General features: G+C 65.1%; 25 protein-coding genes and 1 pseudogene. 18 read left to right on the top strand and 8 right to left on the bottom strand.

Annotated features, from left to right (window positions below; genetic code table 11):
* The first annotated feature begins 6 nt into the window (after window positions 1-6).
* Window positions 7-939, top strand: a complete 933-nt coding sequence (locus I6F37_RS06590; RefSeq protein ID WP_225150678.1) for an alpha/beta fold hydrolase — start codon at window positions 7-9, stop codon at window positions 937-939.
* A 149-nt stretch (window positions 940-1088) separates the two neighbouring features.
* Here the strand turns inward: I6F37_RS06590 and I6F37_RS06585 are convergent, their stop codons facing one another.
* From I6F37_RS06585 to I6F37_RS06575, 3 genes are read right to left on the bottom strand one after another with little or no spacing between them, the layout of a single operon-like run.
* Window positions 1089-1547, bottom strand: a complete 459-nt coding sequence (locus I6F37_RS06585) for a MaoC family dehydratase (RefSeq protein WP_036028008.1) — start codon at window positions 1545-1547, stop codon at window positions 1089-1091.
* Window positions 1548-1558: 11 nt separating this feature from the next.
* On the bottom strand, window positions 1559-2209 hold the full coding sequence (locus I6F37_RS06580; protein WP_035999398.1) for a 3-oxoacid CoA-transferase subunit B: 651 nt from the start codon (window positions 2207-2209) through the stop codon (window positions 1559-1561).
* A 4-nt stretch (window positions 2210-2213) separates the two neighbouring features.
* Complete coding sequence (locus I6F37_RS06575; RefSeq protein ID WP_035999395.1) at window positions 2214-2861, bottom strand: CoA transferase subunit A; 648 nt, start codon at window positions 2859-2861, stop codon at window positions 2214-2216.
* Window positions 2862-3319: 458 nt separating this feature from the next.
* On the opposite strand from I6F37_RS06575, the gene I6F37_RS06570 reads away from it, so the two are divergent.
* The 5 genes from I6F37_RS06570 to I6F37_RS06550 all read left to right on the top strand — a co-directional run bounded on the left by I6F37_RS06570 (window position 3320) and on the right by I6F37_RS06550 (window position 9989).
* Complete coding sequence (locus I6F37_RS06570; protein WP_035999393.1) at window positions 3320-3499, top strand: hypothetical protein; 180 nt, start codon at window positions 3320-3322, stop codon at window positions 3497-3499.
* Between the two features lie 141 nt (window positions 3500-3640).
* On the top strand, window positions 3641-4303 hold the full coding sequence (locus I6F37_RS06565; protein ID WP_036028010.1) for a protein-L-isoaspartate O-methyltransferase: 663 nt from the start codon (window positions 3641-3643) through the stop codon (window positions 4301-4303).
* A 204-nt stretch (window positions 4304-4507) separates the two neighbouring features.
* Window positions 4508-5893 (top strand): TolC family outer membrane protein, encoded by a 1386-nt coding sequence (locus I6F37_RS06560; protein WP_035999388.1) that lies wholly within the window; start codon window positions 4508-4510, stop codon window positions 5891-5893.
* Window positions 5894-6196: 303 nt separating this feature from the next.
* Window positions 6197-6961: a PopZ family protein gene (locus I6F37_RS06555; RefSeq protein WP_225150677.1), complete on the top strand. Its 765-nt coding sequence runs from the start codon at window positions 6197-6199 to the stop codon at window positions 6959-6961.
* A gap of 151 nt (window positions 6962-7112) precedes the next feature.
* Window positions 7113-9989: a valine--tRNA ligase gene (locus I6F37_RS06550; RefSeq protein ID WP_225150675.1), complete on the top strand. Its 2877-nt coding sequence runs from the start codon at window positions 7113-7115 to the stop codon at window positions 9987-9989.
* Between the two features lie 92 nt (window positions 9990-10081).
* On the opposite strand, the gene I6F37_RS06545 is transcribed toward I6F37_RS06550, so the two are convergent.
* A complete protein-coding gene (locus I6F37_RS06545) occupies window positions 10082-10684 on the bottom strand; it encodes a DNA-3-methyladenine glycosylase (RefSeq protein ID WP_036028025.1) in 603 nt (200 codons plus the stop codon).
* A gap of 130 nt (window positions 10685-10814) precedes the next feature.
* Between I6F37_RS06545 and lipA the strand changes: the two genes are divergently transcribed.
* The 4 genes and pseudogenes from lipA (at window position 10815) to I6F37_RS06530 (ending at window position 13188) form a co-directional block, all read left to right on the top strand.
* Window positions 10815-11771 (top strand): lipoyl synthase, encoded by a 957-nt coding sequence (lipA, locus tag I6F37_RS06540; RefSeq protein ID WP_035999382.1) that lies wholly within the window; start codon window positions 10815-10817, stop codon window positions 11769-11771.
* A 6-nt stretch (window positions 11772-11777) separates the two neighbouring features.
* Window positions 11778-12248, top strand: coding sequence for a type II toxin-antitoxin system RatA family toxin (locus I6F37_RS06535; protein WP_225150673.1), 471 nt, complete (start codon window positions 11778-11780; stop codon window positions 12246-12248).
* A 33-nt stretch (window positions 12249-12281) separates the two neighbouring features.
* Window positions 12282-12491: pseudogene (locus I6F37_RS45880) on the top strand (hypothetical protein); the annotation flags it as partial.
* Window positions 12492-12564: 73 nt separating this feature from the next.
* Window positions 12565-13188 (top strand): mechanosensitive ion channel family protein, encoded by a 624-nt coding sequence (locus I6F37_RS06530; protein WP_225150671.1) that lies wholly within the window; start codon window positions 12565-12567, stop codon window positions 13186-13188.
* 6 nt (window positions 13189-13194) lie between these two features.
* On the opposite strand, the gene I6F37_RS06525 is transcribed toward I6F37_RS06530, so the two are convergent.
* Together I6F37_RS06525 and I6F37_RS06520 are read right to left on the bottom strand one after the other, a co-directional pair.
* Entirely contained in the window at window positions 13195-13803 is a 609-nt protein-coding gene (locus I6F37_RS06525) for a CinA family protein (RefSeq protein WP_035999375.1), read from the bottom strand.
* Window positions 13804-13806: 3 nt separating this feature from the next.
* Window positions 13807-14988, bottom strand: a complete 1182-nt coding sequence (locus I6F37_RS06520; protein ID WP_225150669.1) for a bifunctional 2-C-methyl-D-erythritol 4-phosphate cytidylyltransferase/2-C-methyl-D-erythritol 2,4-cyclodiphosphate synthase — start codon at window positions 14986-14988, stop codon at window positions 13807-13809.
* A gap of 276 nt (window positions 14989-15264) precedes the next feature.
* Between I6F37_RS06520 and dusB the strand changes: the two genes are divergently transcribed.
* From dusB to ntrC, 3 genes are read left to right on the top strand one after another with little or no spacing between them, the layout of a single operon-like run.
* On the top strand, window positions 15265-16266 hold the full coding sequence (gene dusB / locus I6F37_RS06515; RefSeq protein ID WP_085968735.1) for a tRNA dihydrouridine synthase DusB: 1002 nt from the start codon (window positions 15265-15267) through the stop codon (window positions 16264-16266).
* Complete coding sequence (locus I6F37_RS06510) at window positions 16263-17438, top strand: nitrogen regulation protein NR(II) (protein ID WP_035999469.1); 1176 nt, start codon at window positions 16263-16265, stop codon at window positions 17436-17438. The genes dusB and I6F37_RS06510 overlap by 4 nt, the downstream gene beginning before the upstream one ends.
* Window positions 17439-17447: 9 nt before the next feature.
* Window positions 17448-18890: a nitrogen regulation protein NR(I) gene (gene ntrC, locus I6F37_RS06505; RefSeq protein WP_035999368.1), complete on the top strand. Its 1443-nt coding sequence runs from the start codon at window positions 17448-17450 to the stop codon at window positions 18888-18890.
* A gap of 189 nt (window positions 18891-19079) precedes the next feature.
* Here ntrC and I6F37_RS06500 read toward each other — a convergent pair whose 3' ends face one another.
* Window positions 19080-19226 carry a hypothetical protein gene (locus I6F37_RS06500; RefSeq protein WP_167361662.1) on the bottom strand — a complete coding sequence of 49 codons (147 nt, stop codon included), beginning with the start codon at window positions 19224-19226 and terminating at the stop codon, window positions 19080-19082.
* A 173-nt stretch (window positions 19227-19399) separates the two neighbouring features.
* Between I6F37_RS06500 and I6F37_RS06495 the strand changes: the two genes are divergently transcribed.
* The 4 genes from I6F37_RS06495 (at window position 19400) to hflX (ending at window position 25088) form a co-directional block, all read left to right on the top strand.
* Window positions 19400-21808 (top strand): PAS domain-containing sensor histidine kinase, encoded by a 2409-nt coding sequence (locus I6F37_RS06495; RefSeq protein ID WP_225150667.1) that lies wholly within the window; start codon window positions 19400-19402, stop codon window positions 21806-21808.
* A gap of 17 nt (window positions 21809-21825) precedes the next feature.
* A complete protein-coding gene (locus I6F37_RS06490; RefSeq protein ID WP_036039494.1) occupies window positions 21826-23196 on the top strand; it encodes a sigma-54 dependent transcriptional regulator in 1371 nt (456 codons plus the stop codon).
* Between the two features lie 249 nt (window positions 23197-23445).
* Complete coding sequence (hfq, locus tag I6F37_RS06485; RefSeq protein ID WP_007591126.1) at window positions 23446-23694, top strand: RNA chaperone Hfq; 249 nt, start codon at window positions 23446-23448, stop codon at window positions 23692-23694.
* An 11-nt stretch (window positions 23695-23705) separates the two neighbouring features.
* Window positions 23706-25088, top strand: a complete 1383-nt coding sequence (hflX, locus tag I6F37_RS06480) for a GTPase HflX (protein ID WP_225150665.1) — start codon at window positions 23706-23708, stop codon at window positions 25086-25088.
* A gap of 18 nt (window positions 25089-25106) precedes the next feature.
* On the opposite strand, the gene mazG is transcribed toward hflX, so the two are convergent.
* Window positions 25107-25952: a nucleoside triphosphate pyrophosphohydrolase gene (mazG, locus tag I6F37_RS06475; RefSeq protein WP_225125412.1), complete on the bottom strand. Its 846-nt coding sequence runs from the start codon at window positions 25950-25952 to the stop codon at window positions 25107-25109.
* Window positions 25953-26079: 127 nt separating this feature from the next.
* Between mazG and queC the strand changes: the two genes are divergently transcribed.
* On the top strand, window positions 26080-26793 hold the full coding sequence (gene queC, locus I6F37_RS06470; RefSeq protein ID WP_225125410.1) for a 7-cyano-7-deazaguanine synthase QueC: 714 nt from the start codon (window positions 26080-26082) through the stop codon (window positions 26791-26793).
* Window positions 26794-26862 lie beyond the last annotated feature (69 nt).

Below are 26862 nucleotides of genomic sequence, written 5' to 3'. Positions count from 1 at the left end.
CCGGCGATGCCAAGGGTGCAGGCGGGCGAACTCCGACTCGGCTGGCGGGAGTGGGGAGGAGGCGACGTCACCGTCGTCTTCATCCACGGAAATCTCGCCAGCAAGGACTGGATCGAGCTCGCCGCGCCATTGTTTCCGATCGGGCTCCGTGTGGTTGCAATCGATTGGCGCGGCTGTGGCGACAGCGACCGGCCGAAGCCGTCGGCCGACTATTCCAACTACTCCATGCGGCAGCACGCCGAGGACATGCTGGCGGCGCTCGATACGCTCGGGATCGGCTATTGCCATCTCGCGACACATTCCACCGGCGGCATCATCGCCGCCAGAATGCTGCTCGAGCAGCCGCAGCGCTTCGGCCGTGTGTTCGCGCTCGATCCGGTAACGCCGCTCGGCATGGCCTTCGATGCCGATCAGATCGGATTATTCAGGGCCATGATGTCGAGCAAGGAGCTGACGCGGTCCGTGATGGCTACAGCCGCTTCTTCGCTGTTCGTCCCGGAGAGCATGGGGCCGAACATGGTCCCTCGCTTTCGCGAGGGGCTGGGAGAGATCCAGACGCTGTTCGATCGGATCATCGAGCAGACCTTCGGCGTATCGGAGGGGATCTGGATCGGCACGCCGGTGAACCTGACGCGGGAGAAGGAGAGCCGTGAGCTGGAGCGCCGTATGTCCGAGATCCGGCATCCGCACCTCGTGTTGTGGGGCGAGCGGGACGGTTGGATCGCGCCGGCCGATCTCCGTGCTATGGCCGAAGCGATGCCGGATTGCCGGCTGGTCATCGTGCCAGGCGTAGGGCATTCGATGAACCTCGAATCGCCGGCACTTTATGCAGGCTATTTCGGCGCCTGGTTCGGAGGACGTGCCGCGTCACCATCCACGGCGCCAAGCCGATCCCGACGGGGCCTCGACGTCGACGGCGGCCACCACATCATCGATTGACGCGCTGAGCAGTCCGGCGACCCACCATCGATGGTGACAATATTGCCAGTGTTTTGCCCGACGGAGCAACCGGTTCCGGGCGAACAGGAAACATCAATCAGATCAGCCCCATGTCTACTGTGCATGGGGTTGTTTTTCGACTCTTTGATTCAGCGATAGTGAAGCGCGATCAATTCGGCCACGCAGGCCGGCTTCTTGCCGCCCTCGATCTCGATCACGAGGTGGTAGTTGACGCGCAGCCCGTCCGGCGGCACGTCCTCTGCTTCCGCGATCGTGACCCGGCCGCGCAGCTTCGAGCCCGCCGGTACCGGCGCGAGGTATCGGATCCGGTCGGCACCGTAGTTGAGCGTGTTGCGCAGGCCCTTCAGGCCGATGACCGAGCGGATGAACAGCGGGGCAAGGGCAAGCGAGAGCAGGCCATGGGCGATGGTCTTGCCGCCCGGCATCTCCTGCTTGGCGCGCTCCTGGTCGACATGGATCCACTGCTCGTCGCAGGTCGCCTCGGCGAACTGGTTGATGCGGTCCTGCGTGATCTCGATCCAGTCGCTGGCGCCGATCTCGGTGCCGATTGCGGATTTGATCTCGTTGAAGTCGCTGAATATTCGCATGGTTGACCTGTTCAGAGCTTCATTTCCGGAACATTGTCGGGAATGGCGAGCTCGGCCTCCGTCAAGGCCATGACCTCGCCGACGCTGATGCCGGGTGCTGTTTCCAGCAACGTCGCCTTGCCGTCGGGAAAACCGATCACGGCCATGTCGGTCACGACAAGGTTGACGGGGCGTGCCGAGGTCAGCGGCAGCGAGCATTTCACCACGATCTTCGACTTGCCCTTGGCCGCGTGCTGCATGGCGACGATCACGCGCTTGGCGCCGGTGACGAGGTCCATTGCGCCGCCCATGCCCGGGACCATCTTGCCCGGGATCATCCAGTTCGCGAGATGGCCATGCGCGTCGACCTGGAGACCGCCGAGCACGGTGACATCGACGTGGCCGCCGCGGATCAGGCCGAACGACATCGCGCTGTCGAAGGTGGAGGCGCCCGGCAGCGCGCTGATCGGGCGTCCGCCGGCATCGGTGAGCGTCGGATGCGCCATGCCCTGCTCGGGAATCGGCCCGGTGCCGATCAATCCGTTCTCGGACTGGAAGAAGACCTTCAGGTCCGACGGCACATAATTGGCGACCAGGGTCGGAATGCCGATGCCGAGATTGACGAGATTACCGCTCCTCAGCTCCTTGGCGACACGCCGGGCGATGATGATCTGGGGATCCATGATGTCACCCGTTGGTGATGAGATAGTCGACGAGCGGCGCGGGGGTGACGACGTGATCGGGCGCGATCACGCCGACCGGGACGATATGCTCCGCCGTCACGATGACGGTGTCGGCTGCCATCGCCATGACCGGGTTGAAGTTGCGCGAGGTGAGGGCGTAGGCGAGGTTGCCGAGGTAGTCGGCGAGGAAGGCGTGCACCAATGCGAATTGCGCCCGCAGCGCCGTTTCCAGCAGGAACGGCTTGCCGTCGACTTCGATCTGGCGCTTGCCTTCGGCCACCAGCGTTCCGACCCCGGTCGGCGTCAGCACCCCGCCGAGACCGCACCCGCCGGCGCGGATGCGTTCGACGAAGGTGCCTTGCGGCACGAGGTCGACCGCGATCTGGTTCGCCAGCATCTGCTGCTGCGCCTTCGGATTGAGACCGATATGCGTTGCCGTCAGCTTCGACACCAGTGCCTGATCGAACAGCTTGCCGACGCCCTTGCCGGGCGTGGCCGCGTCATTCGAGATCAAGGTCAGCCCCGTCTTCCTCTGACGCACGACTTCGTCGAGCAGCCGCTCCGGCGTTCCAACTCCCATGAAGCCGCCAACCATGACGCTGGCGCCCGCCGGGATCATCGCAACGGCTTCTTCGACGGAAACAGCCTTCATGATTGAAACTCCCGGTCGCCCGACGATGGGCTGAAGAGCGGTAATGTGTGGATGTTGGCGGGCGGGCGACGGGCTCCCTTGATATGGGTCAAGGGCCTCTGGATCATTGCGCGCCGTCAGCGCGTCCCTCTCCAACGTGAACGCTTGGTAGGCCTTGGGAATGATTTGGGAACCTCGACGCTGAGGCGCGCTAAAAGGCTCAAGAGAAACCGACGCTTCCGTAACAAAACCGGATCCAGTCCGGAGAGCCGAATCTTACTAAATTCAAAAGCTTGCCCTTGCATCCTAATGCTGCGTGCTATGTGCTTTGCCTGAAATCTAGAGCGAAGCACCGGGGTGCAGCACGGAATCGCGCTCGAACACCTGTGCGTCGGCGAGGTCCCGCCATTCGGACGGCGCCAAAACGACTCAATTTACGTCGAGCGTGGATCTGCCGGACACTCGCGGAGCTGATTCCCATGCCAGACAACAAGGTCGACCGTTCTGATTTGGCCCCTTCGATTCTGCCGGCCGGCATCCCCGAGCTCAGCGACGATGAATGCCTCGCTTGTCTCGCGCGCGCAGTCGAGGCGCCGGATTCGGCGCGGCTTGACGAGGTCGCTGGCCTCATTGGCCGCCTGGCAGTCGCCATCGAATAGGGCCGGCCCGGCCCTCCATCAGGAGAGGTTGCGGAGGGCGAAACGCGCATCGCCAACCGCTATGTTGCGTTTTGACCGAGCATGCTCCAAAAGATGCCGCGATTTTTCTCCGCGGCATCGTCCGCATTGCAGGGTCCGCAAATGTCCGGTTTTTCGACCGCGCGCCAAAAAATGGTCGATGGCCAGGTGCGCACCAATGACGTCACCGACCGTCGTGTTCTCGATGCCATGCTCACGGTGCCGCGCGAGGCCTTCGTGCCGGCCGGCCGGCAGGCGCTGGCTTACCTCGATCTCGACCTCGACGTCAGCGAAGGCGCCGCCAAGCGGTTCCTGATCAAGCCGGCGCTGACCGGCAAGCTGCTCCAGGCCGCCGAGATCGGCGCGGATGACAACGTGCTGGTCGTCGGCTGCGCCACCGGCTATCTCGCCGCACTGGCCGCCAAGCTCGCGCGTCAGGTCACGGCGACCGAGTGCGATTCGGCTTTGGCGGCCAAGGCCAGCGACGCCTTCGCCGCCCAGGGGCTTGCCAATGTCGCCTGCAAGGCGGCGGCCTGCACCGAGGGGGACCCTGCTGCTGCCCCCTATGATGTGATTCTCCTCAACGGCGCGGCCGAGGTGATGCCGGAAGCGCTGCTCGGGCAGCTGAAGGAGGGTGGGCGCCTGGTGGGGGTGTCGGCCGAATCGAGGCCGCCGCGCGCCACGATCGTGACCCGTACCCACGGCGAATTCGGTCATCGGACCCTGTTCGACGCCGCCGCCCCGGTGCTTCCCGGGCTGGAACGGGCGGCTGCCTTTGTCTTCTGACGGCCCCAAAGCCGCCCCAAATCCCGTTCTGAATCAGAAGTGTGGCCGGGATGCTGCACGCGAAGAGTTTCCACTGAGAACCACCCCCAGGTAGTTCCGTCGCGCTTGACCGCGTCCTATGTTGCGGCGGGGCAACGACTCCATTGGTACGGTACCCCGGCTCGCGGGCACGAGCAGGGCGCTAGAACGAACGGAATTTCACGGATGCATGGGGTGAAGCTCTTCACCGGAGCTGCGGTTTCGGTCCTGCTGCTGGCGCTTGCCGGGCCGACACCTGCCTTGGCGGATACGATCGAGGGCGCGCTGGTGCGCGCCTATCAGAACAACCCGCAGCTCAACGCACAGCGTGCCCAGGTGCGCTCGACTGACGAGGGCGTGCCTCAGGCCTTGTCGGGCTATCGCCCGAGGGTCAATCTGACAGCGACCGGTGGCTATTCATATCAAGATTTGCAGAGTGCCCCGGGGACCAACTCAGTCTACGGAACGAGGGTGCCTCGCAGCATTGGCGTGACGGCGACACAGACGCTCTACAATGGCAACCAGACCGCCAACCGGACCCGCGCGGCGGAGAGCCAGGTGTCCGGTACGCGTGAAGCGCTGCGCGGTATGGATCAGAGCGTACTGCTGAGCGCCGCGACGACCTACATGGACTATCTGCGGGATGCCGCCACGCTCGAAGTCCAGCGCAGCAACGTGCGCGTCCTCGAGCAGACACTGAAGCAGACCCGCGACCGCTTCAATGTCGGCGAAGTGACCCGGACCGACGTCGCCCAATCGGAAGCGCAACTGGCGGCCGGGAGGACCCAGGCGCTCACCGCTGAAGCGAATCTGACGACGACCCGCGCGAACTACCGTCGCATCATCGGCAACGAGCCCACGAATCTTGCGCCCGGCTCGCCTGTCGATCGGTTTCTGCCTCAGACGCTGGCTTCCGCCATCGAGCTCGGCCTGATCGAGCACCCCAACGTGACGGCCGCCATGTACGGCATCGACGTCAATTATCTGCAGGTCAAGATCAATGAAGGAGCGTTGCTGCCGACACTTTCGGTTCAGGCAACGGCCCAGCGGGCCGACGAACAATCCTTGATTCAGATGCGTTCGTACACCGCATCGGCGATCGCGCAGCTCACCGTGCCGATCTATAATGGCGGTGGTGAATATTCGCTGATCCGCCAGTCCAAGGAGAACCTGGCGCAGCAGAGGCTCAACCTCGAAACGACTCGCGACCAGACCCGCGCGACCATTGTGCAATGGTGGGGCTCGCTGCAGGCCACCAAGGCGCAGGTGCAGTCGGCTCAGGCGCAGGTGACGGCGTCCGAGATCGCCCTGAACGGCGTCCGCGAGGAGGCCAAGGCCGGCCAGCGCACCACGCTGGACGTGCTCAATGCGCAGCAGGCGCTGGTGAACGCGCGCGTTGCGTTGGTGACCGCGCAGCACGATCGCGTGGTCGCATCGTATAACGTCCTCGCGGCGGTCGGGCGTCTATCGCCGCAGGTCCTCGGCCTTGCGACTACGACCTACGACCCCAGCGTTCACTATCATCAGGTGCGGGACAGCTGGGCGGGTGTGCGCACGCCTGACGGCCGCTGATTCCCGTAATCATCCGGTCGATCTCGCCAATAGCCGAGGTCGACCGGTGCTTTGCTTGCAATCGTCAAAATCCCTGACATAGCCTTGCCAAGATGATGCGGGTCGATTCGCCCGCGTTGATGTCGTGTGCGTAACGCTTCGGCGCCGGGGGCAGGGGCGCACCGCTGCGCGTCGAGCCGTGATCTGGGGACAAGTCGGGCTGCGGCGACGAAAATGGCGGACCCATCGTTGCGGAACCGGCCAATCCTGCCGTGCTTGGTGTAAAACAACGCATGCGAGGGCGTTGATGATGTGGAGTCGGAGATGACGCAGCCTGCAAAGGTCATAGAACCCTCGATGGAGGAGATTCTGGCCTCGATCCGGCGCATCATTGCCGACGACGAGGCAAAGCCCCCGCCGGCTGAGGCCGCCAAGCCCGAGAAGGCTGCTGCGCCCGCCGCGCCGCCGAAGCCGCAGGCGATGAACGACATTCCGCCATCCAAGGTCGCTCCGCCTAAACCCGCCGCCGAGAAGCCGGCACCGCCGCCGGCTGCAAAGCCGGCGCCGCCACCTGCGCCGGCGCCCGCGGCGGACGCATCCAACAGCCAGGACGATATCGACGCGTTGCTGGCGGGTCTCGATGCGGCCACACCTACGCCGGAGGTCCGCGCGCCCGAGCCAGAGCCCGAGCCTGAGCCCGACGTGCTCGAACTGACCGACGACATGGCGATGGACCCGACGCCACCTCCGCCGCCGCCGACCTTCCGCAAGGTCGAGCCACGCGACGATCTCGAATTCGCCGAGCCGCCGCGTCCCGCCCCGTCGCCGTCCTACGCGCCGGTGGACTTCGACGCGCCGCCGCTGCCCCCGCAGCAGCCGATCCTCGCGCAATCGACGGTCTCCGCGGTCGAATCCGCCTTCAACTCCCTGGCCCATACGGTGCTCAGCAGCAATGCGCGGACGCTGGAGGACCTGGTCAAGGAGATGCTGCGGCCGATGCTGAAGTCCTGGCTCGACGACAACCTGCCCGGCCTCGTTGAACGCATCGTGAAGGCCGAAATCGAGCGGGTCTCGCGCGGCGGCCGCTGAGGGCGGCCGAAGGGCCCTCATAAAGCCCGGCTTGGGCGTCATATTCGGGCCCCGGACCGGGCTGGAAAGCGCTGTTGCCGCCTCGTTTTCCCTGGCCTTTTCGTTGACTTTTCGTTGACTTGGCCCCCTCGCGCGGCTTTCTAGCAGCCCCATGATCGAGAAAAATTACCAGCCCGCCGATATCGAAACCCGCATGTCCGTGGTGTGGGAGGACAGCCTTGCGTTCAAGGCTGGCCGGCCCGACCGCCGTGATGCCGTGCCCTTCACCATCGTGATCCCGCCGCCGAACGTGACGGGCTCGCTGCATATGGGCCACGCCCTCAACAACACGCTGCAGGACATCCTTTGCCGGTTCGAGCGCATGCGCGGCCGCGACGTGCTGTGGCAGCCCGGCACCGATCATGCCGGCATCGCCACCCAGATGGTGGTCGAGCGGCAGCTGATGGAGCGCCAGCAGCCCGGTCGCCGCGAGATGGGCCGCGAGAAGTTTCTGGAGCGGGTCTGGCAGTGGAAGGCCGAGAGCGGCGACACCATCATCAACCAGCTCAAGCGCCTCGGTGCGTCCTGCGACTGGTCGCGCGAGCGCTTCACCATGGACGAGGGCCTGTCGAAGGCCGTCGTCAAGGTCTTCGTCGAGCTGCACCGCGAGGGCCTGATCTACAAGGACAAGCGGCTGGTGAACTGGGACACCAAGCTGCTCACCGCGATCTCCGATCTCGAAGTGCAGCAGACGGAAGTGAAGGGCCACCTCTGGTATCTGCGCTATCCGATCGAGGGCAAGACGTTCAACCCCGAGGATCCCTCGAGCTTCATCGTGGTCGCCACCACGCGACCCGAGACCATGCTCGGCGATACCGGCGTGGCCGTGCATCCGGAGGATGATCGCTACCAGCAGCTGATCGGCAAGAACGTCGTCCTGCCGCTGGTCGGCCGCAAGATCAAAATCGTCGCCGACGAGTATTCCGATCCCGAAAAGGGATCGGGCGCTGTGAAGGTGACGCCGGCGCACGACTTCAACGATTTCGAGGTCGGCAATCGCCACGGGCTGCGCCGGATCAGCGTGCTCGACAGGGAAGGCTGTCTCGATCTCCTCGACAACGAGGATTATCTGCGCGACCTGCCCGAAGGCGCTGCGCAATTCGCCGAGGAATTCCACAAGGTCGACCGCTTCGCTGCGCGCAAGCGCATCGTCGAGCGGCTGGAATCGTTCGGCTTCGTCGAACGGATCGAGCCGCACACCCACATGGTGCCGCACGGCGATCGTTCCAACAGCGTGATCGAGCCGTATCTGACCGACCAATGGTACGTCGACGCCAAGACGCTGGCGAGACCTGCGATCGCGGCGGTGCGTTCGGGCGAAACGACCTTCGTGCCGAAGAACTGGGAAAAGACCTATTACGAGTGGATGGAGAACATCCAGCCCTGGTGCATCTCGCGTCAGCTCTGGTGGGGCCATCAGATCCCGGCCTGGTACGGCCCTGACGGCAAGGTGTTCGTCGCCGAGACCGAGGAGGAGGCCATCAGCCACGCGCTCGGCTATTACGTCGAGCAGGAGGTCATCACGCCCGAGCAGGGCCGCGAGATGGCGCTCGACCGCAACAAGCGCGAAGGCTTCATCACGCGCGATGAGGACGTGCTCGACACCTGGTTCTCCTCGGCGCTGTGGCCGTTCTCGACGCTCGGCTGGCCCGACGAGACGCCCGAGGTGCAGCGCTATTATCCGACCAATGCGCTGGTGACCGGCTTCGACATCATCTTCTTCTGGGTCGCCCGCATGATGATGATGGGCCTGCACTTCATGAAGGAAGTACCGTTCTCGACCATCTACATCCACGCCCTCGTCCGCGACGAGAAGGGCGCCAAGATGTCGAAGTCGAAGGGCAACGTCATCGATCCCCTCCACCTGATCGACGAATACGGCGCCGACGCGCTGCGCTTCACCCTGGCCGCGATGGCGGCGCAGGGGCGCGACATCAAGCTCGCCACCAGCCGCGTCGAAGGCTACCGCAATTTCGCGACCAAGCTCTGGAACGCGTGCCGGTTCGCGGAGATGAACCACTGCGCCGTGCCTGATGGTTTCGAGCCGGCGAAGGCAAAGGAGACGCTGAACCGGTGGATCGCGCATGAGACCGCCCACACCACGCGCGAGGTGACCGAGGCGATCGAAGCTTATCGCTTCAACGATGCAGCCGGCAGCATCTATCGCTTCGTCTGGAACGTCTATTGCGACTGGTATGTCGAGCTCGCCAAGCCCGTGCTGCTCGGTCCGGACAACCCTGCCAAGGACGAGACCCGCGCCATGGTCGCCTGGGCGCGCGACGAGATCCTGAAGCTGTTGCATCCCTTCATGCCCTTCATCACCGAAGAGCTGTGGGAGGTGACGGCCAGGCGCGAGGGCCTGCTCGCATTGGCGCCGTGGCCGCTGAAGCCGGTCGAGCCGACGCCGGAGCAGCTCGCGATGCTTGCGGCGACCACGGGACCGACCGATGCGCTCGTCTCGCCGGCCTGGGTGCTGCCGATCTTCGATCATGCCGACTTCACCGATCCGGCTGCCGAAGCCGAGATCGGCTGGGTCATCGACCTCGTCACGCAGATCCGCTCGGTGCGAGCCGAGATGAATATCGCGCCGGCAACGCTGACGGCGCTGGTGCTCGCAGGCGCTTCGGCCGAAACCAAGGAGCGCGCGCCGCGCTGGACCGATGTCATCAAGCGTATGGCGCGGCTGTCGGACATCTCGTTCGCCGACCGCGCGCCTGACGGCGCTGTCCAACTGCTGGTGCGCGGCGAGGTCGCCGCGCTGCCGCTCAAGGGCGTGATCGACGTCGCCGCAGAGCGCACGCGTCTCGACAGGGAGATCGCCAAGGCCGAGGCCGACATCAAGCGCGCCGAGTCGAAGCTGGCGAACGAGAAGTTCGTCGCCAACGCGGCCGAGGAGGTCGTCGAGGAGGAGCGCGAAAAGCGCGAGGCGGCGCTGGCGCGCAAGGCCAAGCTGCTCGAGGCGATGGAGCTGCTGAAGCAGGCGTCTTAGAGCATGATCCGGAAAAGTGTGCAGCGGTTTTCCGGAAAGATCATGCTCAAACAATAACCTAAAGCGCGATGATGATTCATCGCGCTTTAGGCCTATTTCGGAAACGGCTTGCTCAAAAACTTCGAGCCCCTGACGCCGTAGCGCCAGGGCAGCTCGACCGCCTTGGTGATGCCGATGCGGATGCCGGTTGCGACCTCGACATCCTCGGTTCGCGCATGCAGCGCGATGGGAGGCCGGTCCAGCGGCAGGGCGTTGTGCGCGATGGTGATGCCGAGCGCCTCGGTCAGCTTGCCAGGGCCCGAGCACAGCGCACGCACCTCCTGCAGATGCCGGCGTCGGCGCATCGCAGCCAGGCCATGCGTCGGCTCCAGCGCACGGATCAACACGGCGCTGGCCGAGCCTTCCTCCTCGCAGACGAAGTTGACGCACCAATGAATGCCGTAGGAGCGGTAGACATAGGCAAAGCCAGGTGGGCCAAACATGACCTGGTTCCGCTGCGTCGGCCCGCGATAGGAGTGCGCCGCCGGGTCGGTATGGTGATAGGCCTCGACCTCGACGATGATCCCGCCGACGCCGTCGACGAGCATGGTGGCGCCGATCAGGTCGGGCGCGACCTCATGGACGCTGCGTCCGAAGAAGGCGCGCTTCAGGGGCTTGCCGAGCCGCGGTGGTGAAGCGTTCGAGATTGGAGCCATTCGAGGTGAGAATCGCCTGAGAACAGAGCAAGATATTGCCCATATCTGCCATGTTCCCTGAAGCGGGGCGAGCCGGGTTGCGATGCCAGGCCAGACCGACTAGGTAGGACCTGAACAGACCGGACACCCCATGGTCGTTATTGTCGATACCATCTCGAACCCGCTGCGCCCGCGCCACCCCGAAAAGGTGAATCGGCCCGATTCCGCTTCGCCGCCGAAGCCGGACTGGATCCGCGTGCGCGCGCCGAACACCCGCGGCTATGCCGATACCCGCAACATCGTGCGCGCCAACGGCCTGCATACGGTGTGCGAGGAAGCGGGCTGCCCGAACATCGGCGAGTGCTGGGACAAGAAGCACGCGACCTTCATGATCATGGGTGACACCTGCACCCGGGCCTGCGCCTTCTGCAACGTCAAGACCGGCCTGCCCAATGCACTGGACGCGGCCGAGCCGCAGCACGTTGCCGAGGCCGTGGCCAAGCTCGGCCTGGCCCACGTCGTCATCACCTCGGTCGACCGCGACGACCTCACTGACGGCGGTGCCGAGCATTTCGCTCGGACTATCCGCGCGATCAGGGCAGCGTGTCCCTCGACCACGATCGAGATCCTGACGCCCGACTTCCTGCGCAAGGAGGGGGCGCTCGAAATCGTCGTCGCGGCGAAGCCCGATGTCTTCAACCACAATCTCGAGACGGTGCCGTCGCGTTATCTCACGGTCCGGCCCGGCGCGCGCTACTTCCATTCGATCCGGCTGCTGCAGCGGGTCAAGGAGCTCGATCCCACCATCTTCACCAAGTCCGGCATCATGGTCGGCCTCGGCGAAGAGCGCCACGAGGTGCAGCAGGTGATGGACGATCTACGCTCGGCCGACGTCGACTTCCTGACCATCGGACAATATCTGCAACCGACCCGCAAGCATCACGCGGTGATGCGCTACGTGCCGCCGGACGAGTTCTCGTCCTTCGAAAAGATCGCCTACACCAAGGGCTTCCTGATGGTGTCGGCAAGCCCGCTCACCCGCTCGTCGCATCATGCCGGCGAGGATTTCGCGAGACTGAAGGCTGCGCGGGCAGCTCACGCCCGCTGACGTACCATGCATCGAGTTTCGAGCAAGCACCGTGTCAACCACAGCGCGTCCGAGATGTTTGATCTGGTCGCCGATGTCGAGCGCTACCCGGAATTCGTGCCGCTGTGCAGCGCGCTGAAGGTGCGCCAGCGCATGGCGAAACCCGACGGCACCGAGGTGCTGGTCGCCGACATGACGGTGTCGTTCAAGCTGGTCAAGGAATCCTTCACCAGCCGCGTGACGCTCGACCGCGCCAATCTGAAGATCCTGGTCGAATATCTGCAAGGTCCGTTCAGGAATCTGGAAAACCGTTGGACGTTCGAGCCCAAGGGCGAGGGCGTCTGCGACGTCGGTTTCTTCCTGTCTTACGAATTCAAGAGCCGCATGCTGGCGATGCTGATGGGCTCGATGTTCGATGCCGCCTTCGCGCGGTTCTCGACCGCGTTCGAGAAGCGGGCGGACGCGATCTACGGGCGGCCGAAGCTGGCGGAGACGTAGTCGCGATAAGCGCTGCTCTCTCCACCGTTCGCAATGACAATGGAGCGGCGGGCGTGCCCTCCCAATCCAACATCGCTCCGTGTTCCCCATCAGCATCCACCGGGATCATTTCGCATCGCGGCGCGTTCTCAACCGACTGACCGGGTTGGAGCCGTCATGACCATCAATTTCGACACGCTGAAAGCTTCGCTTGTCCTGTATGGCCTGAACGCGATCTACGCGGTCCTGCTGCTCGCGGTCGGCTGGTATCTGTCCGGCGCGATGCAGCGCTTCGTCACGCGCGTTCTCAGCGTGACGCATCGCGTCGACCCCGCTGGTGACGCTGTTCGTGGGCAGCCTTGCGCGCTATGGCGTGCTCGCGGTCGTCGGCATCGCCGTGCTGCAGCTGTTCGGCATCCAGACGGCGAGCCTCGTTGCCGTGCTAGGTGCGACCTCGCTCGCCATTGGTCTTGCCTTGCAGGGCACGCTGTCCAATCTCGCCGCCGGCGTGATGCTGCTCTTGTTCCGGCCATTTCACATCGGCGATGATGTCGAGGTCGCCGGCAAAGCGGGCAAGGTGAGGTCGCTGTCGCTGTTCATGACCGAGCTGGTCGCGCCCGACAACACGCAGATCCTGTTGCCGAACGGACAGGTCTGGGGCGCGGCCATCATCAACCACAGCGCCTATCCTGGCACGGGCGAGATCAAGGTGACGTTTCCGGTCCCCGCCGGCGCCGCTCCGGCGCTGGCCGATCGCATCCTGAAGGAGCTTCGCAAGGATTCCCGCATCGACGATCAGGCGCAACCTGCCGTCTCCGTCAGCAAGGTCCTCGATGTCGCCAATCCCGCCGCGCCGATCCTGGAATTGACGGTTAGCGCCAAGGCGAAACCGTCTGAAGCTGGCGCGGTCAAGCAGTGCGTGCTCGATCATGCGAGCGCGCTGCTTGCCACGGCCGCCTGAGACGATTTATCCCCGCGGCGGACGTGGCGGCCTGCGTTTGACCACATGCCGGCGCGGTGAGCGCGTCACACGCGGGCGCAGGCGGCTGGCGGCGGTGCGCTGCGGCTTGGCCGCGACTTGCGGGCCGCGGGCCAGATCCATCAGCATGCGCAAAGCCTCTACAACGGAACGGGCGCGCACCGCGCTGCGGCCGATGGCGCCGAAGCGGTGCTCGCGGTGGATGATGCGGCCGTCGCGGGCGGCGGCGGCGAAGTGCACGAGACCGACCGGCTTGCCGGGCGTGGCGCCGCCCGGGCCGGCGATGCCGGTGATGGCGACCGCGAGATCGACATCGGCGCGCTCAAGCGCACCGATTGCCATTGCGGTCGCGGTCTCCTTGCTTACGGCGCCGAAATTGGCCAACGTGCTCGCCTCGACGCCAAGCATCGCGCGCTTGGCCTCGTTGGAATAGGTGACGAAGCCGCGGTCGATGACATCGGACGAGCCCGGGATGTCAGTCAGTGCGCCCGCGACGAGACCGCCGGTGCAGGATTCGGCCGTTGCGATCGTCAGCTTGCGCATCCGGCACAGATCGAGCAGCGAGCGGGAGAGGGCGCGTGCGTCGCTGCCGCCCATGGCCTAGACGCCCCAGGGAAGGCGGATGGTGGCGCTCGCGGTCGCCGCGATGCCTTCCTCGCGGCCGGTGAAGCCGAGCCGCTCGCTGGTGGTCGCCTTCACTGCGATGCGCGAGATGTCGACGCCGGAGATCTCGGCGATGCGCGCCCGCATGGTGTCGCGCAACGGGCCGATCTTCGGCCGCTCGCAGATCAGCGTCACCTCGAGGTTGGCGACGCGGCCGCCGCGCGCTGCGACGCGCTCGATGGCATATTTCAGGAACTGGTCGGAGGAGGCGCCCTTCCACTTCGCATCGCTCGGCGGGAAGTGCGAGCCGATGTCGCCGTCGGCGAGAGCGCCGAGAATGGCGTCGACCAGCGCATGCAGGCCGACATCGCCGTCGGAATGAGCCAGGAAACCCTTGGTGTGCGGCACGCGCACGCCGCAGATCATGACATGGTCGCCTTCGCCGAACGCGTGCACGTCGTAGCCAGTGCCGGTCCTGATGTCGCCGAGCTGGGCGGCCAGGCGCGCTTCCTCGCGCACGAAATCCTCGGGAGTTGTGAGCTTCATGTTGGCAACATCGCCTTCAAAGGTTGCAACCGTCAATCCCGCCCATTCGGCAATCGCGGCATCGTCGGTGAAATCCGAGCGTCCATCCCTTGCCGCACGACGATGCGCCTCGAGGATGACGTCGAAACGAAAGGATTGCGGCGTCTGTGCGATCCGCAAGAAAGCGCGCTCCGGCGTGGCCTCGACGTTGCCGCTTTCGCCGGTGACCTTGATGGTGTCGGTGACGGCAACGGTGGGGATCGCAGCGCCGGTGCGGCTCGCCGCCTCGATCGCGCGCGAGATCACGCCTTCCGAGACGAAGGGGCGCGCGGCGTCGTGGATCAGCACGATGTCCGGATTGTGCTTGGCCAGCGCTTCGAGGCCGGCGAGCACCGAAGCCTGCCGCGTCGCGCCGCCATTGGTCGGTGGCTCGTGCCTGAGCCCTGCGACCGCTGCGGTGAACATGGCGCTGTCGTCGGGGTTCACCACCGGCTGCACCGCGAACACCTCAGTGTGACGGCTGAAGGCTTCCATGGCGCGGCGGATCACGGGCACGCCGCCGATCTCGCGATATTGCTTCGGCCCGCCGGCGCCGGCGCGCAGTCCACGCCCGGCTGCGACGAGGACGACCGCGGTGCGCTGTGATTTCGCCATAGGACTCAAATACTCAATTGCTAATAAAGAGCAGGGGGTGATTTGCCGGCATGCCTCTAGCACGGCAGGCCCGCAAAAAAAGGGGGTTTCCCCGGATTGTGGGAAACAGCATTTTGCTGCACTGCACTTGAAAGATCTACAGAACTGTCTAAACTGTAGGCATGACGCTTGACTGCACAAGAATTGTGCGCAAGATAGATCATGGCAGGCGCGATGAGGCCCTGCCCAGTCAACGGGACCCCTGTGACCGGCTCGGCAGTATCAGGCTCTAAGCCGTTGAAAATAGGCGATATTGAAGTCGCCACCCCGGTCTTCCTGGCGCCGATGTCGGGTGTGACTGACTCGCCCGTCCGCCGGCTGGCCGCCGAGCTTGGGGCTGGTCTCGTTGTGTCTGAAATGACCGCGAGCGATGAGCTCGCCAATGGCCACCGGATGTCCCGGTTGCGCTGCGAAGCCACTGGCATCGGCCCGCATGTGGTCCAGCTCGCCGGCTGCGAGATGCATTGGATGGCCGAAGGCGCCCGGATCGCCGAAGCGGAAGGCGCCGATATCATCGACATCAACATGGGCTGTCCCGCCCGACACGTCACCGGCGGCCAGTCCGGCTCGGCCTTGATGCGCGACCTCGACCATGCCGTCAGCCTGATCGAAGCGACGATCGCGGCGGTGAAGGTGCCGGTGACGCTGAAGATGCGCCTCGGTTGGGACGACCGCAGCCGCAACGCGCCGGAGCTGGCGCGACGTGCCGAGGCCGCCGGAATCAAGCTCGTCACCGTGCACGGCCGCACCCGCTGCCAGTTCTACAAGGGCGAGGCCGATTGGGATGCGATCCGCGCCGTGCGCGAGGCCACCTCCCTTCCGCTCGTCGTCAACGGCGACATCACCTCCTACGAGAAGGCGCTGGCGGCATTGGACGCCTCGGGCGCCGACGCCGTGATGATCGGCCGCGGCGCGCAGGGCCAGCCCTGGCTGCCGGGCCAGATCGGCCGCCGTCTGAACGGCGGGGCCGAGGAAGCCGTGCCCTCGCTCCAGACGCAGCTGCATTATGTCCGCACGCTCTATGACGGCGTTTGTGCGCTCTATGGCCTGCGCATCGGACTGAGGCACGCCCGCAAGCATCTGGGCTGGGCGCTCGACGTCGCAGCGCAGGCGAGCCGTGCGCCGGCCGAGAAGCTGAAATCCTGGCGGCAGAAGATCCTGGTCTCGGAGGATCCGCGCCTCGTTCACGATGCACTGCAAGACGCCTTCGACGACTTCGCATGGAGCGCTGCTGCATGAGTTCAGCCGCTGAACATCGTCGGCCGCTTCAGTCCGACAGCGACGCAATCCTGGATGCTTTGCCCAACCCCGTGCTCATGATCGGGCCCGACGGCAAGATCGTCGCCGCCAACATCGCCACCGAGGCCTTCTTCGAGATCTCCACGCAATTCCTGAAGCGGCAGTCGCTAAAGGAGCTGGTGCCGTTCGGCAGCCCGTTGCTGGCGCTGATCGACCAAGTGCGATCCTCGAACGCGCCGGTCAACGAATACAAGGTCGATCTCGGCACGCCGCGCATGGGCGGCGACCGCCAGGTCGACCTGCACGTGGCTCCACTCACCGAGCGGCCCGGCCATATCGTCGTGATGCTGCAGGAGCGCACCATCGCCGACAAGATGGATCGGCAGCTCACCCATCGCAGCGCAGCGCGCTCGGTGATAGCGCTAGCAGCAATGCTCGCGCATGAAATCAAGAATCCGCTTTCGGGCATTCGCGGCGCAGCGCAGCTGCTCGAGCAGCAGGCCTCGTCCGAGGACCGCATGCTGACGCGGCTGATCTGCGACGAGGCCGACCGCATCGTGACGCTGGTCGACCGCATGGAGGTGTTCGGCGACGAGCGCCCCGTGGTGCGCGGCCCCGTCAACATCCATTCGGTGCTCGATCACGTCAAGCGGCTGGCGCAGTCGGGCTTTGCCCGCAACATCCGCTTCGTCGAGGATTACGATCCCTCGCTGCCGCCGGTGCTGGCGAACCAGGACCAGCTGATCCAGGTGTTCCTCAATCTCGTGAAGAACGCCGCCGAAGCGCTGATCGACGTGCCCGATGCCGAGATTCAGCTCACCACCGCGTTCCGACCCGGTGTGCGCCTGTCAGTCCCCGGTCAAAAATCGCGGGTATCCCTTCCGCTCGAATTCTGCGTGAAGGACAACGGACCCGGCGTGCCCGACGATCTTCTGCCCAACCTGTTCGATCCCTTCGTGACCACCAAGCAGACCGGCTCGGGTCTCGGCCTTGCGCTGGTCGCCAAGATCGTCGGCGATCACGGGGGCATCATCGAATGCGAATCTCAGCCGCGCAAGACCACCTTCCGCGTGCTGATGCCGATGTATTCCACATCGGTCAAACACGCCGATCAAAGCAGTCGCGACGGCTCTGCCGGGAAGTCGTCGCCTGCGTCACAGGGGGCAAAATGAGGATCAACGATGCCCGCAGGTAGCATTCTCGTAGCCGATGACGATACCGCCATCCGCACCGTTCTCAATCAGGCACTGTCCCGCGCCGGTTACGAAGTGCGGCTGACCGGCAATGCCGCAACGCTGTGGCGTTGGGTCAGCCAGGGCGAGGGCGATCTCGTCATCACCGATGTGGTGATGCCGGACGAAAACGCCTTCGACCTGTTGCCGCGGATCAAGAAGATGCGGCCGAACCTGCCCGTCATCGTCATGAGCGCGCAGAACACCTTCATGACGGCGATCCGCGCCTCCGAGCGCGGGGCTTACGAATATCTGCCAAAGCCCTTCGACCTGAAGGAACTGATCGCCATCGTCGGCCGCGCGCTCGCCGAGCCGAAGGAGCGGACCTCGTCGCCGGACGAGGACGCCGAGATGGAGGCGATCCCGCTGGTCGGCCGCTCGCCGGCGATGCAGGAAATCTACCGCGTGCTGGCGCGCCTGATGCAGACCGATCTCACCGTGATGATCACGGGTGAGTCCGGAACCGGCAAGGAACTGGTGGCGCGAGCGCTGCACGATTACGGCAAGCGCCGCAACGGCCCCTTTGTCGCGGTCAACATGGCGGCGATCCCGCGCGATCTCATCGAGTCCGAATTGTTCGGCCACGAGCGCGGTGCCTTTACCGGCGCCAACACCCGCGCCTCCGGCCGGTTCGAGCAGGCCGAGGGCGGCACGCTGTTCCTCGACGAGATCGGCGACATGCCGATGGAGGCGCAGACCCGCCTGCTGCGCGTGCTGCAGCAGGGCGAATACACCACCGTCGGCGGCCGTACCCCCATCAAGACCGACGTGCGCATCGTCGCGGCGTCCAACAAGGACCTGCGCGTGCTGATCCAGCAGGGCCTGTTCCGCGAAGACCTGTTCTTCCGCCTCAACGTCGTCCCGCTGCGGCTGCCGCCCTTGCGCGAGCGCATCGAGGACCTGCCGGATCTCGTGCGGCACTTCTTCACGCTGGCCGAGAAGGACGGTCTGCCGCCGAAGAAGCTCGACACGCTGGCGCTGGAGCGGCTGAAGCAGCACCGCTGGCCCGGCAACGTGCGCGAGTTGGAAAATCTCGCCCGGCGGCTCGCCGCGCTCTATCCGCAGGACGTGATCACGTCCTCCGTCATCGACGGCGAGCTCGCGCCGCCCTCGGTCAGCCCGGGGGCTGCGGTCCAGCAGGGGGTCGACAATCTCGGCGGCGCCGTGGAGGCGTATCTGTCCTCGCACTTCCAGGGCTTCCCGAACGGCGTGCCGCCGCCAGGCCTCTATCACCGCATCCTCAAGGAGATCGAGGTGCCGCTGCTCACGGCCGCGCTCGCCGCCACCCGTGGCAACCAGATCCGCGCTGCGGACCTGCTCGGCCTCAACCGCAACACGCTGCGGAAGAAGATCCGGGATCTCGACATCCAGGTGTATCGGAGCGGGGGCTGACTTTCTTGCGACGAACGCCAAACGCGCTAGCGCGGACCGGTGGCTCAGCTCCCCCTACCAAGGCAGAGCTGAGCCTGTCCGGATCGCGCTGGCCGTTGTGGCTGACGCGGTGAGCACAAGTCCTGACGGGACTCTAATGTTCCGCCCGCACATTCAAATTGGTCGTCGGCCGCAGCGCGGCCATTGCGCCTATCTGACCAGTCCGCCGGAGGCTGGCACCACGCTCGCGACATTCAGCGGCGGCTGCTGAAGGCCGAGGCCGTTGACCAGGAGGTCGGCGGCCACGATCAGCAGCAGAACGGCCGAAACCATCGTCGCGAGAAAGATCCTATCCATGCGGATTAAGCCGGGACGGCGGGAATCCGTTCCGCCCAGGCGGCATGTGCCTGTGGATTGCGCGGGTCCGCCAGGGAGAACACGCCGCGGAATTGTCGCAATTCGGCAACAATGTGGTACGAATACATCAGTATCCGCGCGTCCGCGGACCCGTTTTCAGCATCATTGCCGGAATGACCAGCGCAGATACCTCGGCCGCACACTTTGACACGGCCCCAGCGGAAGAGCCCCGGCGCTGGTCGGTGCGACGCTGGCTGGCGCCCTTTGCCGTCGCGCTGGCGCTGCTGTCGGCCTTCCTGACCTTCCTGGTCCTGACGGGTCTGAGCACGATCGAGCCGACGCCCGCGGTGGTCCGCACATTCTATCTGATCAATGCCGCCACGATCCTGCTGCTGGTCGGGATCATTGTCCGGGAACTCTGGCAGCTGATCCTGGCGCGGCGGCGGGGCAGGGCGGCGGCGCGTCTTCACGTCCAGATCGTCAGCCTGTTCTCGATCGTGGCGGTGCTGCCGGCGGTGCTGGTCGCCGTCGTCGCCAACGTCACCATCGAGCGCGGCCTCGACCGGCTGTTCTCCGGGCCGACCAAGGAGGTGATCCAGAACTCGCTGACGATCGCGCGGGCCTATATGCAGGACCATGCCCAGCTGATCCGCGGCGACATTCTCGGCATGGCCAACGACATCGCCCATGCCCGGCCGCTCTACGACCAGGACCGCCGCTCGTTCCGCGAGATGCTGACAGCGAGCGCCGCGTCGCGCAACCTGCCGGGCGCGATGATCATTGACAAGAACACCAACATCCTGGAGTCCGCCGACACCGGCATGCGGCTCGCTTATTCGCCGCCCGCGCCGGACTTTCTCAGCAACGTCAACGAGAACGAGCCCGAGATCGCGGTCCTTCCCGATGCGAGCTTCGTTGCTGCGGTGATCCGCCTGCGCGCCTTCAACGACACCTTTCTCTATGTCGCCAGGCCGCTTGATCCGAATGTCGTCAATCAGCTCAAGCAGACCGAGGTCAGCGTCGCCGAATACGCCCAGATCGAATCGCGCCGGCTCGGTATCCAGGTCGCCTTCGCGCTGATGTTCGCGGTGATCGCGCTGACCATCCTCATGGCTTCGGTGCTGATCGGTCTCAACTTCGCCAACTCGCTGGTCTCGCCGATCCGGCGGCTGATGAACGCGGCACATACAGTTTCGACCGGCGACCTGCACGTCCAGGTGCCGGTGCACCAGTCGGAGGGCGACCTCGCCCAGCTGGGCGAGACCTTCAACAAGATGACGCAGGAATTGCGCAGCCAGCGCGACGAGCTGGTCAATGCCAGCGATCTCATCGACAGCCGCCGCCGCTTCATCGAGGCGGTGCTGTCGTCCGCGAGCGCCGGCATCATCGGCGTCGACGCGTCCGGCAGTGTCGGCATCCTCAACCGCTCCGCAGAGAAACTGATCGGGCACTCCGAAGCCGAGACGCTCGGCCATCCGCTCTCCGACGTGCTGCCCGAGCTCGACGAGATGATGAAGACGGCGCGGGAAGGGACCCAGCGCCTGGTGCAGGGCCAGATCACGATCACCCGTGACGGCACCGAGCGCAACCTGTCGGTCCGCGTCAGCGCCGAGAAGAACCAGCCGCACGACAGCTATATCATCACGCTCGACGACATCACCGAGCTGGTCTCGGCGCAGCGTACCTCGGCCTGGGGCGACGTGGCGCGCCGCATTGCGCATGAGATCAAGAACCCGCTGACGCCGATCCAGCTCTCGGCCGAGCGCATCCGCCGCAAGTTCGGCAAGGACATCACCGAGACCAAGGACAAGCAGATCTTCGACCAGTGCACCGATACCATCGTCCGCCAGGTCGACGACATCAGGCGCATGGTCGACGAGTTCTCGCGCTTTGCGCGGATGCCGAAGCCCGTGATGGAAGGCGAGGACGTCGCCGACACGGTGCGCCAGGCCGTGTTCCTGATGAAGGTCGCCCATCCCGAAATCGACATCGAGGCCGAGTTCAGGCAGGATCCGCTGCGCGCCCAGTTCGATCGGCGCCTGATCTCGCAGGCGGTCACCAACATCGTCAAGAACGCCACCGAGGCGATCGAGCAGGTCCCGCCCGAGGAGCTCGGCAAGGGGCGTATCGACGTCGTGGTGTCGCGCGAGGGCGACGACGTGCTGATCGACGTCATCGACAACGGCATCGGCCTGCCCAAGGTCGCGCGCTCGCGTCTGCTCGAGCCCTACGTTACCACGCGTGCCAAGGGCACCGGGCTGGGGCTTGCGATCGTCGGGCGCGTGCTGGAAGACCATGGCGGGCGGATCGAGCTGAAGGACGCCTCCGACTTCCGCCCAGGCCAGCGCGGCGCCTGGATGCGCATGCGCTTTGCCGTGTCGGGGCAACCCGCGAAGTCCGCGACAACAGAGCAAGTGCCGACGGTCAACGGTGCGACTGGGACAACCTCCAAGCCCGACATCACGCAAACGGCGACGGAATCCGTCGCGACCCAGGCAACAAAAGAGCCGGCCGCCGGAACCAAAGAGCCGGCTGAAAAGACCAATGATTCAACCAAAATCGAAGCCTCAACAGGCAGCTGACAAGACAGGCGCGATCCATGGCAAGTGAAATTCTGATTGTCGATGACGAAGCCGATATTCGCGATCTCGTTGCAGGCATTCTCGAAGACGAGGGGTTCGTCACCAGGACCGCGCGTGACAGCGACACGGCGCTCGCCGAGATCGCCAATCGCAGGCCGCATCTGGTGTTTCTCGACATCTGGCTGCAAGGCTCCAAGCTCGACGGCCTGCAGCTCCTGGAGCAGGTCAAGAAGGACAATGCCGATCTGCCCGTCGTGATGATCTCCGGCCACGGCAACATCGAGACCGCGGTCGCCGCGATCAAGCGCGGCGCCTACGACTTCATCGAGAAGCCGTTCAAGGCCGACCGCCTCATCCTGGTCGCGACCAGAGCGCTGGAGAACTCGCGGCTGAAGCGCGAGGTCAAGGAGCTGAAGCAGCTCGCCCCGAGCGCCAGCCAGCTCGTCGGCCGCTCGCCCAGCATGAACCAGCTGCGCCAGACCATCGAGCGGGCGGCCAAGGCCAACAGCCGCATCCTGATCGTCGGCCCCGCCGGCGCCGGCAAGGAGCTGACCGCGCGCACGCTGCATACCGCTTCGGGCCGCGCCGACGGTCCGTTCGTCGTCATCAACGCCGCCGCGATCACGCCCGAGCGAATGGAGCATGAGCTGTTTGGCGTCGAGCAGTCCAATGGCGAGCAACCGCGCAAGCCCGGCGCGCTCGAAGAGGCGCATGGCGGCACGCTGTTCATCGACGAGATCGCGGATATGCCGCGCGAGACCCAGAACAAGATCCTGCGCGTGCTGGTGGAGCAGTCGTTCCAGCGCGTCGGCGGCACCGCCAAGGTGCAGGTCGACGTGCGCATCATCTCATCGACCGCCCGCAATCTCGAGGAGGAGATCGCGGCCGGCCGTTTCCGCGAGGACCTCTACCACCGGCTCTCGGTGGTGCCGATCCGCGTGCCCGCACTGTCGGAGCGGCGCGAGGACATTCCGGAACTGATCGATTATTTCATGGAGCAGATCTCGGCCGGCAGCGGCCTGCCCAAGCGCCAGATCGGTCAGGACGCAATGGCGGTGCTGCAATCGCATGTCTGGCCCGGCAATGTGCGCCAGCTCCGCAACAACGTTGAAAGAGTCATGATTCTGGCCGCCGGCGGGCCGGAAGTCATCATCACCGCCGACATGCTGCCGCAGGATGTCGGCTCGATGGTGCCGGCGATGCCGACCAGCAACAATGGCGAGCACATCATGGGCCTGCCGCTGCGCGAAGCACGCGAGGTGTTCGAGCGCGACTATTTGATTGCACAGATCAGCCGTTTCTCAGGAAATATTTCTCGAACGGCCGAGTTCGTTGGCATGGAACGTTCGGCCTTGCACCGGAAGTTGAAAGCGCTCGGCGTCGGCTAATGCTGCGACGCTGCGGCGGCATCTCGGGAATAGGCAAAGAAAATCATCGATTTCCGTAATTTTTCGGGGCAATAGGGCCACGCCTGCCGCTTCAAGCGGCTTGCCTAATATCCCGACCTGTCCTCTAATCGAACCGCTGTTCCTTCCGAGGGGGATCTCATGAAGGACGGCAACCGGAGGAAGCCCCGAACTCCACAAAGAGGGCCGCATCCGGCGCAATAAAAAGAAACTCAAAGCGAGAAAAAAACAATGGCGGCAGACCGCGCACAAAACCTACAGGACACCTTCCTTAATCACGTTCGCAAAACCAAGACGCCACTGACGATCTTTCTGGTCAACGGAGTGAAGCTCCAGGGCATCGTGACCTGGTTCGACAATTTCTGTTTGCTGCTTCGGCGCGACGGTCATTCGCAGCTGGTCTACAAGCATGCGATTTCGACCATCATGCCGGGCGCTCCGATTCAGTTGTTCGAAGGCGGCGAGGACCAGCCGGCTTGAGAGTGACCTGATTGGAACCCCGGAATTTCGACGGGGATGCCGACCGTCCGCGGTCGGCAGGGGCTACGCAGACGGGGCGGGTGCTTGTCATCGGCCCCTACTTGCGCGTGCGCGCGGGCAGCGCCGACGCGCAATCGGAGACTCATGCTTTGCGCGATACCGAGGCCCGGCTCGATGAAGCCGCGGGCCTCGCACGTGCGATCGATCTCGTCATTGCCGATGCCATCGTCGCGCCGGTCAGCCAGATCCGCCCCGCGACCTATATCGGCAAAGGCAAGGTCGAGGAGATCGCCGGGCTGATCAAGACCCTCGAGGTCGAGCTCGTGGTGATGGATTGCGCATTGTCGCCGATCCAGCAGCGCAATCTCGAAAAGGAATGGCATGCCAAGGTGCTCGACCGCACCGGGCTCATTCTCGAAATCTTCGGCCGCCGCGCCAAGACCCGGGAAGGCTCGCTGCAGGTCGAGCTTGCGCATCTCAACTACCAGCGTTCGCGCCTGGTGCGCTCCTGGACCCATCTCGAACGCCAGCGCGGCGGTTTCGGCTTCATGGGCGGCCCCGGCGAGACGCAGATCGAGGCCGACCGCCGCCTGATCCAGGAGCGCATCTCCAAGCTGGAGAGCGAGCTGAAAAAGGTGCAGGCGACGCGGCGTCTGCATCGCGCCGGCCGTCAACGCGTGCCGTATTGTGTCGTCGCGCTGGTCGGCTACACCAATGCCGGCAAGTCGACGCTGTTCAATCGCCTGACCCGCGCCGACGTGCAGGCGGCCGACATGTTGTTTGCGACGCTCGATCCCACCTTGCGGGCGCTCAACCTGCCGCATGGCGGCAAGGCGATGCTCTCGGATACCGTCGGCTTCATCTCCAACCTGCCGACGCAGCTCGTCGCCGCCTTCCGCGCCACGCTGGAGGAGGTGCTGGAAGCCGATGTCATCCTGCATGTCCGCGACATCTCGCATGAAGATGCCGAGGCGCAGCAGAGCGACGTCGATGCGGTGCTGCGCCAGCTCGGCATCAACCCTGATGATTCCGGCCGCATCATCGAGGTCTGGAACAAGATCGACCGTTTCGACCCCGAGCAACGCGAAGAGCTGCTCAACATCGTCGCGCGCAGGCCGGAGGATCATCCGGCGATGCTGGTCTCAGCCGTGTCGGGCGAGGGCGTCGACGCTCTGCTCGCCGCGATCGAGCAGCGGCTCGCGGCGAAACGGACAACGCTCGATCTCTCCATCGACGCCGCAGACGGCGCCGGCATCAGCTGGCTGCACCGCAATGCCGAGGTGCTGTCGAAGGAGCTGCACGAGGGCCGCTTCGACATGACCGTGCGGGTGGACGAGACCAAGCGGGATATCGTGGTGAACAGGTTCGACGCCGTGCCACATCTGCCGGCGTGAGGCCGGCGCGCATCTGGACTACGCGGTTCGCGTCTCCGAAGTCACCTTCGTCTCCACTTTCGCGGCATTCCACAGCGCATCCATCTCCGCCAGCGACGCCTGCTCGAGCGTCCGACCCTGCGCCTCCAGTGCCCGCTCGATATAGGCAAAACGGCGCTCGAATTTTGCATTCGTCGCGCGGAGCGCAGCCTCCGGATCGGCATCGACATGGCGGGCGAGGTTGACGAGGGCGAACATGAGGTCGCCGGTCTCTTCCGCAATCTCCTGCTTGTCGTTGCGGTCCAATGCCGCCTCGATCTCGTCGACCTCCTCGCGGATCTTGTGCAGCACCGCGCGCGGGTCGTTCCAGTCGAAGCCGACGGTGGAGGCCTTGCGCTGCAGCTCCATCGCACGCGTCAGCGCGGGCTGGCCGGCCTTCACGCCCGAGAGCAGCGACTTGTGCGTCGGCGCCTCCTCCGGCGGCCGGCGCGCGGCGCGTTCGGCTTTCTCCTCCGCCTTGATGCGGTCCCAGACTTCCTTGACGTGGGAGGAGGCGAGATTGCCGTCCTTGTCGGCGAAGACGTGGGGATGACGGCGGATCATCTTGCGGGTGATGGCCAGGACCACGTCACCAAAATTGAACGCGTTCTGCTCAGAAGCCATCTGGGCGTGGAACACCACCTGGAGCAGGAGATCGCCAAGCTCCTCTCTGAGATCGTCGAGATCGCCGCGGGTGATGGCGTCGACCACCTCATAGGCTTCCTCGATCGTGTAGGGCGCGATCGTCGAAAAATCCTGCTCGAGGTCCCAGGGGCAGCCGGTCACCGGCGTGCGCAGCGCCGCCATGATCTCAATCAGGCGGGAAATGTCGCGGGAAGGGGTCATTGCCGGGCAGTCTCCTGGGATCCAGAGCCTTATGCCAAAAGCGGGCCTCCGATCCCAGCACAAGGCGGCGGAACTGGCCGATTTCCACCGATTGGCGGGCAAGTCGTGCGATGCTAAAGCGCGGGCCATGAGTGATGCATTTTCCTCACAAACCGCGCTGGTGCTGTTCTCCGGCGGCCAGGATTCCACCACCTGCCTCGCCTGGGCGCTGAGCCGCTTCGCCCGCGTGGAGACGCTGGGGTTCGAGTACGGCCAGCGCCACGCCATCGAGCTTGCCTGCCGCGACCGCCTGCTCGACGGCATCAAGGGCCTGCGCGCCGATTGGGCCGCAAGGCTCGGCGAGAGCCACACGCTGTCGATCCCGACGCTGGCGGCCGTCTCCGAGACGGCGCTGACCTGCGACGTCGCGATCGCGATGGGCGCGGACGGCCTGCCGAACACCTTCGTGCCGGGCCGCAACCTCGTGTTCCTGACCTTTGCGGCGGCGCTGGCCTACCGGCGCGGCATCAGCCACATCGTCGGCGGCATGTGCGAGACCGATTATTCCGGCTATCCCGATTGCCGTGACGAGACCGTCCGCGCCATGCAGGCCGCGCTCTCGCTCGGCATGGCCAAGCAGTTCGAGCTGCACACGCCACTGATGTGGATCGACAAGGCCGCGACCTGGCGGCTCGCGCATGACCTCGGCGGCGACGGCCTCGTCGATCTCATCCGCGAGCACTCCCACACCTGTTATCTCGGCGAACGCGGCGCACGGCACGATTGGGGCTACGGCTGCGGCGAGTGCCCGGCCTGCAGTTTGCGGGCGAAGGGGTGGAACGAGTACGTGGCGGGACGGTAAGCTCGCTCTGTCGTCATTGCCAGGAGCCCTTGCGACGAAGCAATCGAGACTGCCACTGCGGAGGGATTC

This window comes from Bradyrhizobium sp. NBAIM08 (genome assembly GCF_020193935.1).
GTDB classification, from domain to species: Bacteria; Pseudomonadota; Alphaproteobacteria; order Rhizobiales; family Xanthobacteraceae; genus Bradyrhizobium; species Bradyrhizobium yuanmingense.
This window is presented reverse-complemented; position numbering and strand designations above follow the sequence as displayed.